Source organism: Bradyrhizobium sp. 930_D9_N1_4 (assembly GCF_052076015.1).
Lineage (GTDB): Bacteria > Pseudomonadota > Alphaproteobacteria > Rhizobiales > Xanthobacteraceae > Bradyrhizobium.
Genome location: NZ_CP197236.1, coordinates 1,373,282 through 1,384,786, shown reverse-complemented (window position 1 = coordinate 1,384,786; position 11,505 = coordinate 1,373,282). Strand labels below are relative to the sequence as shown.

8 protein-coding genes are annotated in these 11,505 nt (G+C 64.9%); 6 read left to right on the top strand and 2 right to left on the bottom strand.

What is annotated here, in order from left to right; all coding sequences use genetic code 11:
* Positions 1 to 159 precede the first annotated feature (159 nt).
* Entirely contained in the window at positions 160 to 1,767 is a 1,608-nt protein-coding gene (locus AB7532_RS06425; RefSeq protein WP_441239199.1) for a glycosyltransferase family 39 protein, read from the bottom strand.
* Between the two features lie 393 nt (positions 1,768 to 2,160).
* Between AB7532_RS06425 and AB7532_RS06420 the strand changes: the two genes are divergently transcribed.
* From AB7532_RS06420 to AB7532_RS06405, 4 genes are all read left to right on the top strand, one after another.
* Positions 2,161 to 3,894, top strand: a complete 1,734-nt coding sequence (locus AB7532_RS06420; protein WP_441233970.1) for an adenylate/guanylate cyclase domain-containing protein — start codon at positions 2,161 to 2,163, stop codon at positions 3,892 to 3,894.
* Between the two features lie 317 nt (positions 3,895 to 4,211).
* Complete coding sequence (gene sorA, locus AB7532_RS06415) at positions 4,212 to 5,411, top strand: SorA family sulfite dehydrogenase catalytic subunit (protein ID WP_441233969.1); 1,200 nt, start codon at positions 4,212 to 4,214, stop codon at positions 5,409 to 5,411.
* Positions 5,412 to 5,423: 12 nt separating this feature from the next.
* Positions 5,424 to 5,732: a SorB family sulfite dehydrogenase c-type cytochrome subunit gene (sorB, locus tag AB7532_RS06410; RefSeq protein ID WP_441233968.1), complete on the top strand. Its 309-nt coding sequence runs from the start codon at positions 5,424 to 5,426 to the stop codon at positions 5,730 to 5,732.
* A gap of 197 nt (positions 5,733 to 5,929) precedes the next feature.
* A complete protein-coding gene (locus AB7532_RS06405; RefSeq protein WP_247503692.1) occupies positions 5,930 to 6,130 on the top strand; it encodes a cold-shock protein in 201 nt (66 codons plus the stop codon).
* Positions 6,131 to 6,301: 171 nt separating this feature from the next.
* Here AB7532_RS06405 and AB7532_RS06400 read toward each other — a convergent pair whose 3' ends face one another.
* Positions 6,302 to 6,763 carry an Lrp/AsnC ligand binding domain-containing protein gene (locus tag AB7532_RS06400; RefSeq protein ID WP_441233967.1) on the bottom strand — a complete coding sequence of 154 codons (462 nt, stop codon included), beginning with the start codon at positions 6,761 to 6,763 and terminating at the stop codon, positions 6,302 to 6,304.
* Between the two features lie 114 nt (positions 6,764 to 6,877).
* Between AB7532_RS06400 and putA the strand changes: the two genes are divergently transcribed.
* Both putA and AB7532_RS06390 read left to right on the top strand, forming a co-directional pair.
* The gene (gene putA / locus AB7532_RS06395) at positions 6,878 to 9,877 is read left to right on the top strand and encodes a bifunctional proline dehydrogenase/L-glutamate gamma-semialdehyde dehydrogenase PutA (protein WP_441233966.1); all 3,000 of its coding nucleotides are present in this window, start codon (positions 6,878 to 6,880) and stop codon (positions 9,875 to 9,877) included.
* Positions 9,878 to 10,217: 340 nt separating this feature from the next.
* Positions 10,218 to 11,423 carry a CaiB/BaiF CoA transferase family protein gene (locus tag AB7532_RS06390; RefSeq protein ID WP_441233965.1) on the top strand — a complete coding sequence of 402 codons (1,206 nt, stop codon included), beginning with the start codon at positions 10,218 to 10,220 and terminating at the stop codon, positions 11,421 to 11,423.
* Positions 11,424 to 11,505 lie beyond the last annotated feature (82 nt).

Here is an 11,505-nt window from a genome sequence, read left to right as displayed (position 1 = left end):
CTCAGGATGAGGACCGAGTGTGCGGCCCTCATTTTACGAGCACCGATGCCGCTTAGCCTCATCCTGAGGAGGCCGCGAAGCGGTCGTCTCGAAGGACGAGGCGCGCGCTCAGATTCAACACTGTAATAGAAGCGGTGGGCACGCTTCGCTTTACCCACCCTACGATAGTGCTCGTGTGGAGAGATCACTCCACCCCGCTCGTGCTGCGAGCGCTCGCTTTTCAAATTCCCCCGCCAGCACCTTCCACTGGAACAGCGGCGAATCCTTCGGCGGTGAAAGCTCCGGTGTCCAGCCGGTGAGCTTTTCGATCGCGTACGTATCGATGACGAGGCCACGCCAGCGACGCTCGACCTGGCCGAGTTGCTCGCGCTTCGCCGGGACATTCTCCCACAGCGATGAGCGATTGTCCGGCTCGCGCCCGACATAGATGCCCGCGTGGCCCTTGATCTTGTCCATGCCGGGATCGGCAAATTCCTGGAAGCGGCCGCGTTCGTTGATCTCGATGACGGGCACGCGGCCGCGGAACAGCCAGCGCATCATGGCGTAGGTGCGGTAGTCCGTGGTCGCAATCCAGGTCGCGCCGGTCTCATCCAGCGCGGCCTGCGCGCGCGCGGCGACCTGCTCGTAGCCGGCCTCGGCGCCGATCGGGTCGATCTTGCCGAGGAGATTCCAGGGGGCGGCGACGTAATAGAGGAACACGATGACGACGAAGGCGATGCCCGAGACGATGGCAGTTCTCACCCAGAACAGGCTCGACCGGATCAGCCGCGCCGACCGGTTCTCGCGTGACAGCATCACGAGGTTGACAGCCGCAGCGGCAAAACCGACCGGCCACATGAACATCGGCCAGGTGTCGCCGACCCTGAGCGTCAACGACTTGAAGAAGAAATAGAGAAACGGCACCAGCACCGCGGTCGAGAGCAGGATCGCGACCGGATCGCGCGTGCGATAGCCGCGCCACGCGGTCATGACCAGGCCCGTCAGCACCACCGGCAGCATGACGAAGCCGACCAGACCGAATTGCAGACCGATGTAATCGCCGATGGTCCGCAGCGAGATGCCGTAATTGGCGGTGGCGCGCACGCCCTGGAAGCGGAACGAGGCCCAGTCGTGCTGCGCGTTCCAGATCAGCACCGGCGAGAATATTGCGATCGCAATGAGAACCGCGAGATAAGGATATGGGCTGCGCAGCCACCGCCAGCGCCAATCAGGCACCAGCAGGAACGCGGCAACCGCGGGCGCGAACATGATCGCCGTGAATTTCGACAGCATCGACAGGCCGGCGAACAGCCCGGCCGCGAGCCACCAGCGTCCGTCGCCGCTTTGTGCCAGCCGCATCAGCGACCACATCATCGCCACCGCGAACGGGATCATGGCGACATCGGGCGCGACCTTGGCCATCAGCAGGCCGTAATAAAGCGCGGCCTCCGGCATCAGCACCGCGAACATGACCGCGCGCGCATCTTTTGTGAGGCGGTAGACGATGTCGGCGAGCAGCAGCTGTGTGATCAACATCGCGACGATGCCGCCGAAGCGGACGCCGAGCACGGTGTCGCCGAAGATCGCGGTGCCGAGGTGGACGAACCAGGCGATCATGGGGGGATGATCGAGGAAGCTGAGCGCGGTCTCGCTGGACCAGGTCCAGTAGTAAGCCTCGTCGGTACGCAGCTCGATGGCGCAGGCATAGACGATGCGCAGCAGCGTCATCGCGGCGATGATCAGCACGGCGATCAGGAGCGGCCGGCGCGCGCCGCCGCCGGAGGGCATGGCGATGTCAGGAGCTGTCGTCACGGCCGCGCTTTTCGCCAACCTGGGAGGGGGAGTCAATGCGGGGGTACCGAAGCTGGGGGCCACATACACCGCTGTCGTCCCGGGCAAGCGAAGCGCGACCCGGGATCCATAACCACAGGAAGGAATGTGGCGCGAGCTGGTCACTCCGGGTCTTCGTCAAACGTCTCCCTGGGGTTATGGGTCCCGGATCTGCGCTCCGCTTGTCCGGGACGACGATAGAGAGAGATCGTGGGCACGGCGCGCAAGGGCGCGCCTTTGCCCACCCTACGGTTCTGTAACCTTGCCGCGCATGTGATCCCCGAACCTGACCACTCCCGGAATTAAACGCTGGGCTGGCTGTTCTCCTTGATGAACTGATACAGTCGAATCATGGCCACCGCGTCCGTACACATGCCCGAACTCGTCCGCGCCACCTCCGCGCGGCAGGTGCGTCTGGTCTGCGGCATCATCCTGTTCGCTTACGTGGTCAGCCATTTCCTCAACCACGCGCTCGGCAACATCTCGGTCGATGCCATGGAGGCCGGGGTCTATTACCACGTCCTGTTCTGGCAGTTCCTGCCCGTGACGATCGTGTTCTACGCGGCCGCGCTGATCCACGCCGGGCTCGGTGTGTTCGCGCTGTACCAGCGTCGCGAGTTTCGCTGGAAGACCGTCGAGCCGCTTCAGCTCGTGCTGGGCCTGAGCATCCCCCTGCTGGTCATGGCGCATGTGATCGGGATACGGCTCGGCCTGACGATCTACGGGCACGAGAAGCTCTACCCGCAGGAGCTCTATCTGTTCTTCGTCCTGGCGCCCGCCCGGCTCTGGCAGATGACGATCCTGCTCGTGGTCGCCTGGGTGCACGGCTGCGTCGGCATCTATTTCTGGCTGCGCATGAAGAGCTTCTTCCCGCGCGCCGCACCCTATCTGCTCGCAGCCGCCGTCCTGATCCCGACGCTGGCGATGCTCGGCATCTACCAGGGCGGACGCAGCGTTGTCGCCGACAGCGACGACACGGACTGGCGCAAGACGAATTATACGCGGCAACAGGTCGGCACGGTCGCGGAAAACAAGGTGCTCGACCGCATCAGCGGCGGCCTCGTCATGGGCTATTTCGGCCTGCTCGGCGCGGTGCTGCTCGCAAGAGGCGTGCGCACCTTGCGCGAACGGCGCGGCGGCATGATCGCGCTGTCCTACGGCAACGGCAAGACGGTGCGCGTGCCCAAGGGCCTCTCCGTGCTGGAGGCGAGCCTGCGCCACAATGTGCCGCATGCCAGCGTCTGCGGCGGCCGTGCCCGCTGCTCGACCTGCCGCATCCGTATCATCGGCGATCATGGCGCCCTGCCCGTGCCGTCGCAGCGCGAGGCCTTCGTGCTCGCCCGCGTCGGCACCGCCGATCCCTCGATCCGGCTGGCCTGCCAGTTGCGGCCGGACTCCGACCTCTCCTTCTTCCAGCTCTTCATGCCGCACACGCATGCGGCAGACGGACAAGCTTCGACGCCGGCGCGGATCGGCCAGGAGCGCTATCTCGTCAGCCTGTTCGTGGACATGCGCGGCTCGACACAGCTCGCCGAAAAGCGGCTGCCGTTCGACACCGTCTTCATCGTCAACCGCTTCCTCGGTGCGGTGTCGCAGGCCGTGATCGAGAACGGTGGCCAGCCGAACCAGTTCGTCGGCGACGGCATGCTGGCGCTGTTCGGGCTCGCAGCGGATCCGCAAGAGGCCTGCCGCAAGGCGCTGAAGGCCGCGGCAGGCATCGCCACGCGTATCGACGAGCTCAACGAGCTCCTGAGCCACGATCTGCGCCAGCCGATCCGCTTCGGCATCGGAATCCATGGCGGCGAGGTCATCATCGGCGACATCGGCTATCGCGATCACATCGTCTTCACGGCGCTTGGTGACGCCGTCAATGTCGCCGCCCGGCTCCAGGACATGACCAAGACACTGGCTTGCGAGGCCGTCGTCTCGGAGGAGGTTCGCCGCACCGCGGGCCTTGCCGACGACGCACTGCCGCAGCAGGAGGTCGCGATCCGCGGCCGTGACGAGCCGATGGCCGTGCGTGCGGTTGCGGATGCGAGGACGCTGACCGCGCTGGTCGATGGCGGTGCGCGCGTCGCGGCGTAAGCCACACGAACAGTGCGCCCCCTCTCCCGCTCGCGGGAGAGGGTTGGGGAGAGGGTGTCTCCGCATTGGGACAATCCCCCAGAGGAAAGAACCCTCACCCGGCACTTCGTGCCGACCTCTCCCGCACGCGGGAGAGGTGCACCACCGCCGCCGCTACAGCTCAATGTCGTTACGACCGTAACACCGGCTTGCTGCAACGCAGCGGCATGGGCTTGCTGCGAAAGCACGAATTGACTTCGTCTGAGTCGTTGCGACAGATGGACACAGGATCGCGGTGATGACCGCTGGTCCAACGAAAAGCTCCGGGAGGAGACCACATGTTCGATCGACGCGACCTGCTCAAAGGAGCGGGACTTGCCGCTATGGCGGCCACACTGAATTCCACCAAGGCGCTGGCCCTCGACACCGTCACGCTCCCGTTTGCCAATGGCGAACGGCCGCTGGTGAAATATCCGCAGAAGCGGCCGTTGATCGGCTTGACCAGCCGGCCGCCGCAGCTCGAGACGCCGTTCGCGATCTTCAACGACGGCCCGATCACGCCGAACAACGCGTTCTTCGTGCGCTATCACCTCTCCGACCTACCCTACAATCTCGACCCCGACAAGTTCACGCTTCAAGTCAAGGGCAAGGTCGACAAGCCGCTGAAGCTGTCGCTGAAGGACATCAAAAAGATGAAGGCGACCGAGATCGTCGCCGTCAACCAGTGCTCCGGCAACAGCCGCGGCTTCGTCGAGCCGCGCGTCGCCGGCGGCCAGCTCGCCAATGGCGCCATGGGCAATGCGCGCTGGCGAGGCGTGCCGCTGAAGGCCGTGCTCGACATGGCGGGCGTGCAAAGCGGTGCGAAGCAGGTCACGTTCAACGGCATGGACGGTCCGGTCAGCGACAAGACGCCCGATTTCGTCAAGGCGCTCGATATCGATCACGCCAGCGACGGCGAGGTGATGCTGGCCTATGGCATGAACGGCGAGGAGCTGCCGTTCCTCAACGGCTTCCCGCTGCGCCTGATCGTGCCCGGCTATTACGGCACCTACTGGGTCAAGCATCTCAACGAGATCACCGTCGTCGACAACGTCTATGACGGCTTCTGGATGAAGTCGGCCTATCGCATTCCCGATACCCCCAACAATGCGATCGAGCCCGGCACCGCGCCGAAGGCGACGATCCCGATCAACCGCTTCACCATCCGCTCGTTCATCACCAACGTGCCCGATGGCGCCAAGCTGAAGGCGGGACGCACGACGCTGCGGGGCATCGCCTTCGACGGCGGCAAGGGCATCAAGGAGGTCGCAATCTCCACCGACGGCGGCAAGACCTGGGCCAGCGCCAAGCTCGGCAAGGATCTCGGCAAATACTCGTTCCGCGAATGGATGCTGCCGGTGAAGCTCGCTTCCGGCCAGGTCGAGCTGAAGGTGCGTGCCACCGGCAACGGCGGCGAGACTCAGCCGGACATTCCGCGCTGGAACCCGGCGGGTTATCTGCGCAACGTCGTCGAAACCGTCCGCGTCAGCGTGGCCTGAGGGAGAATGATCATGCAGCGCACCGTTCTCCTCGCAGCCTCACTCACCCTCGCCGCATTGGTGGGTTCGGCACTCGCAGCACCGGTCAATTACAAGACCCCCGATGAGGTCGCAGCGTTCAAGCCCGGGCCCAATCTCGAGGTGGTTCAGGGCAATTGCACCGCCTGCCACTCGTCCGATTACATCAACACGCAGCCGCCGATGAAGGACAAGAAGGGTTTCTGGCAAGCCGAGGTGACCAAGATGATCAAGGTCTATGGCGCACCGATCGACGATGCCGATGTCGGCAAGATCGTCGATTATCTGGCCGCGACTTATTGACGGCGTGCGGAGCAATTGACCGCGAAACGGGCAAAACCGGTAAAAACGCCGCGAAGTTGAGCGGAATTCGGCGAAAGGCTGATGTGGTTTGAGCTACCAAGCCGGTCACATTCCGCGTATCCTGTTAGGACCGAACCGGCCGGTTGGCGGGGACTGGCGGTTCGAGATCTCGGAGGAAGACCCGCGGAGAAGACGTGATGCCCAAAGGTACGGTCAAGTGGTTCAACCCGACGAAGGGTTATGGATTTATCCAGCCTGCGTCGGGCGGCAAGGATGTGTTCGTGCATATCTCGGCAGTTCAGAAGGCCGGTCTGTCGTCCCTGAACGAAGGACAGACGGTGGAATACGAAGAGATCGCAAACCGGGGTAAGAGCTCCGCAGAGAACCTCAAAGTATAAGCCCGCCAGCTTTTGCTGCCTCCCGGATCGATCCGGGAGCCGGGCCAAGAAAATTTCAAAAGACGGCCAGTGCATTCGACGACGGGCGTTGCGACTGCACACGGAGAACTATTTTTCCTGCGAAGACCGCTTGTTCAACGCCACAGCAATGACAATCGCGACGGCATTTCGTTACTCCACCGGCAACGGTGCGTCGCGCTTGATCTCCTCCATCACCGCATAGGTCCGCGTCTCGCGCACGCCCGGCATCGACAGCAGGGTTTCGCCGAGGAAGCGTCGATAGGCGGTCATGTCCGCAAGCCGCGCCTTCACAAGATAGTCGAAGCCGCCTGCAACCATGTGACACTCCAGAACTTCAGGCGCGAGCTTCACCGCGCGCGCGAAGCGCTCGAAATTGTCGGGCGTGGTCTTGTCGAGCAGCACCTCGACGAACACCAAAAGCCGCAGGCCCAGCCGGTGCGGATTGAGCCGCGCGCCATAGCCTTCGACAAAACCCTCGCGCTGCAACCGCTTCAGCCGCTCGCCAATCGAGGTCGGAGACAGCCCGATGCGCTCGGCGAGCTCGACATTGGCGATGCGCCCGTCCTGCTGCAGAATCGAGAGGATTTTCCGGTCGATTCGATCAAGTTCCATATTTTGTGCGGCTAATCTCTAACCAGGCTTCATTTTCTAAGGCAAAATTGCTATTTTGTCTATCGAACTACGGTCACGCGGGCCTTATCCTGGATTTCAGCCACAGGACACGCCATGCCAGACATCCCGCCGCCCTTCACCGCCCCCTACGCGCCCGATGATGCCGAGATCGCCGCGCGGCTGTTGCCGACGTCGCATCTCAGTCCGCCGCAGGAGGCGCGGATCGACCGCACCGCGACGCGGCTGATCGAGGCGATCCGCAAGCGCGACGACCGGTTCGGCGGGGTCGAGGACATGTTGCGGGAGTTCGCGCTCTCAACCAAGGAGGGGCTCGCCCTGATGGTGCTGGCCGAGGCGCTGCTGCGCGTGCCGGACGCGCGCACCGCCGACCAGTTCATCGAGGACAAGCTTGGCGAGGGCGATTTCATCCATCACGAAACCAAGTCCACCGCCTTCCTGGTCAACGCCTCGGCCTGGGCGCTCGGCCTGTCGGCGCGGGTGATCCAGCCCGGCGAGACGCCCGACGGCACCATCGGCCGGCTGGTGAAGCGGCTCGGCGCGCCGGCGGTGCGAACAGCGACGCGCCAGGCGATGCGGCTGATGGGCAATCACTTTGTCCTCGGCGAGACCATCGCGCAGGCGCTGGACCGGGGTAAGCCGCGCTCCGGGCAAAAGCCGCGCTACTCATTCGACATGCTGGGCGAGGGCGCGCGCACGGCCGCCGACGCGAAGCGCTATTTCGACGCCTATGCCAGCGCGATTCTGACCATCGGCAAGGCGGCGGGCAACCACCCCCTGCCCGACCGGCCCGGCATCTCCGTCAAACTCTCGGCGCTGCATCCCCGCTTCGAGGCGACCAGCCGCGACCGCGTGATGGCCGAACTGGTGCCCTTGCTGCTGGACCTCGCGCAACGCGCCAAGACGTATGATCTGAATTTCACTGTCGATGCCGAGGAAGCCGACCGGCTGGAGCTGTCGCTCGACGTCATCGCAGCGACGCTCGCCGATCCCTCGCTCAGAGGCTGGGACGGATTTGGCCTCGCGATCCAGGCCTACCAGAAGCGCGCCAGCGCGGTGATCGATTATGTCGATGCGCTCGCGCGTGCGCATGACCGCAAGCTGATGGTGCGGCTGGTCAAGGGCGCCTATTGGGACACCGAGATCAAGCGCGCGCAGGAGCGCGGGCTCGACGGCTATCCCGTGTTCACGCGCAAGGCGATGACCGATATGAACTACGTCGCCTGCGCGGCGAAGCTTCTGAGTCTGCGGCCGCGCATCTTTCCGCAATTCGCCACCCACAACGCGCTGACGGTCGCGACCGTGCTGGAGCTTGCACAAGACGGCGGCGGCTTCGAATTCCAGCGCCTGCACGGCATGGGCGAGGCGCTCTACGAGCAGCTCGCCAAGGATCACCCGGATATCGCCTACCGCACCTATGCGCCGGTCGGCAGCCATCGCGACCTGCTCGCCTATCTCGTGCGGCGGCTTTTGGAAAACGGCGCCAACTCCTCCTTCGTGGCGCAGGCTTCCGATTATCGCGTGCCTGTTACGGCGCTGTTGCAGCGTCCGGCGGATGCGATCGTGCGGCCGCAAGCGGCGGCGCATTCGAAGATTCCGCTGCCGGGCGATCTGTTCGCGCCGGAGCGGCGCAATTCGCGCGGCGTCGAATTTGGCGCGCGTGCCGCGCTCGACCGCTTGCTGACGGAGGTCAAGGCCGAGACGGCCGCTCTCAAGCCCGTCACGGATGCCGCTCCGGAGCAGGCCAACGCGGCGGTGGCTGCGGCACGCGCCGGATTTGCCGCCTGGAGCCGGACGCCGGCGGGCGCACGCGCGGCAGCGATGGAGCAAGCCGCGCATCTGCTGGAGACACGCAGCGCGCATTTCCTCGCGCTGCTGCAAGCCGAGGGCGGCAAGACGCTCGACGATGCGCTGTCGGAATTGCGCGAGGCCGCCGACTTCTGCCGCTATTACGCCGCGCAGGGTCGCAAGCAGTTCGGCGTTGATGCGGCGATGCCGGGCCCGACCGGTGAGAGTAACGTGCTCGCGATGCGCGGCCGCGGCGTTTTCGTGGCGATCTCGCCGTGGAATTTTCCGCTCGCGATCTTCCTCGGCCAGGTCACGGCGGCGCTGATGGCCGGCAACAGCGTGATCGCAAAACCCGCCGAGCAGACGCCGCGCATCGCGCGCGAGGCCGTGGCCCTGCTGCACGAGGCCGGCATCCCCAAAAGCGCGCTGCATCTCGTCACCGGCGACGGACGCATCGGCGGCGTGCTGACCGCGCACGCTGATATCGCGGGCGTCGTCTTCACTGGCTCGACCGAGGTCGCGCGTTTGATCAACCGGACGCTCGCCGCCAAAGACGGACCGATCGTGCCGCTGATCGCGGAGACCGGCGGCATCAACGCCATGATCGCGGACGCGACCGCCCTGCCCGAGCAGGTCGCCGACGACGTCGTGATGTCGGCTTTCCGCTCCGCCGGCCAGCGCTGCTCCGCGCTGCGGCTGCTATTCGTGCAGGAGGACGTCGCCGACCGCATGATCGAGATGATCGCGGGCGCGGCGCGCGAACTCAGGATTGGAGATCCCGGCGATGTCGCGACCCATGTCGGTCCGGTGATCGATGCCGAGGCGAAGCAGCGCCTCGATTCGCACATCGCGCGGATGAAGACGGAGGCCCGGCTGCACTTTGCCGGCACGGCACCCGACGGCTGCTTCGTCGCGCCGCATATCTTCGAACTCAGGGACGCCGGCCAGCTGACCGAAGAGGTGTTCGGCCCGATTCTCCACGTCGTGCGTTATCGCGCGGAAAACCTCGAACGCGTCCTGCAAGCCATCGAGCGCACCGGCTACGGTCTCACGCTCGGCGTCCACTCCCGCATCGACGACACCATCGAGGGCATCATCGACCGTGTTCAGGTCGGCAACATTTACGTCAACCGCAACATGATCGGCGCCGTGGTCGGTGTGCAGCCGTTCGGCGGCAACGGCCTGTCCGGCACCGGCCCCAAGGCCGGCGGCCCGCATTACCTCGCGCGCTTTGCGACCGAGCAGACGGTCACGATCAACACCGCGGCAGCCGGCGGCAATGCGGCCCTGCTCGCGGGGGAGGAGTAAGCTGGCTCCTGGAGTCGCACTCTCACAACAATGCGCGACACCAGTTCCGTCATCCTGAGGTGCGAGTGGCGCGATGCCAGGCATCGCGCCGGGAGCCTCGAAGGATGCACGGCCGGGATGCAAGCCGGGCTGTCGCCCTTCGAGGGCCGCTGAAGAAGCGGCCACCTCAGGGTGACGGGAGATAGATTTGGGTGTGCAGCGGGCGCGGGCTGAATCGCGCAATGAGCCCTGCGCCCGCCGCCGTTGCATCCCGGCAAAACATCGGTCTAATGCTGCCATGACTTGGCCCGCGCCAATTCCAGCGCGCGGGAAACAAGACGAGTGAGGGAGCTACGCCGCGATGGAAAAAGGCATTTTTGCAGGCCTGAAGGTTCTGGACTGCGCGAGCTTCATCGCAGCGCCCGCGGCTGCGACCGTGCTGTCGGATTTCGGCGCAGATGTCATCAAGATCGAGCCGCCCGGTGCCGGCGATCCCTACCGCAACCTGCCCAACATTCCCGGCTATCCCGGCAGCGAGCACAATTATGCGTGGCTGCTGGAGGCCCGCAACAAGAAGAGCATCGCGCTCGACCTCGCAAAGCCCGAGGCACAGGCCGTGCTCTACAGACTGGTGGAAGAGGCCGACGTCTTCATCACCAACATGCCGCCGCCGGTGCGCGCCAAGCTCGGCATCACCTATGATCATCTCGCCCATCTCAACGACCGGCTGATCTACGCCTCTTTCACCGGCTATGGCGAAAAGGGCGAGGAAGCCAACAAGCCCGGCTTCGACAGCAACGCCTATTGGGCTCGCTCCGGCCTGATGGACCTCGTCCGCGCCGACACCGACACCACGCCGGCCCGCTCCGTCGCCGGCATGGGCGACCATCCCTGCGCCATGGCGTTCTACGGCGCCATCGTCACCGCGCTCTATCAGCGCGAGAAGACCGGCAAGGGCTCGCATGTCGCCTCCAATCTGATGGCCAACGGCGTCTGGGCCGCGAGCGTGCTGGCACAGGCAAAGCTCTGCGGCGCCAAGTTCGCCGAGCGACGGCCGCGCGAGCGCGCGCTCAATGCAGTCGCCAACCACTATCAGTGCAAGGACGGCCGCTGGCTGATCCTGTCGCTGCTCAGCGAGGAGAAGCAGTTTCCGACGCTGGCCAAGTGCCTGGGACGCGAGGATCTGATCACCGACCCCCGTTTTGCCACCAAGGCCGACCGCCATGCCCGCTCGGTCGAGCTGATCAAGATTTTTGACGAGACCTTCGCCACCAAGGATCTCGCCGAATGGCGCAAGCTGCTCGACGGCAACGGCCTCGTGTTCGGCATCGTCGGCATTCTCGATGACATCCCCAACGACAAGCAGATGCTCGACAACGAGGTGCTGGTGCCGTTCGAGAACGACACCATGCTCACCATCTCCAGCCCGATCTGGATCGACGGCGCCAAGAAGGTCCAGCCACGCAAGCCGCCGGGCGTGGGCGAACACAGTGACGAGATTTTGCGCGGGGCGGGATACGACGAGGCGGCGATCAAGCAGCTAAGGGGATCGGGGGCGGTCGGTTAGGAGCGCTCCGCCCTCACCCCGTCATTGCGAGCGCAGCGAAGCAATCCAGAATCCCACCGCGGATGCATTGCTGGATTGCTTC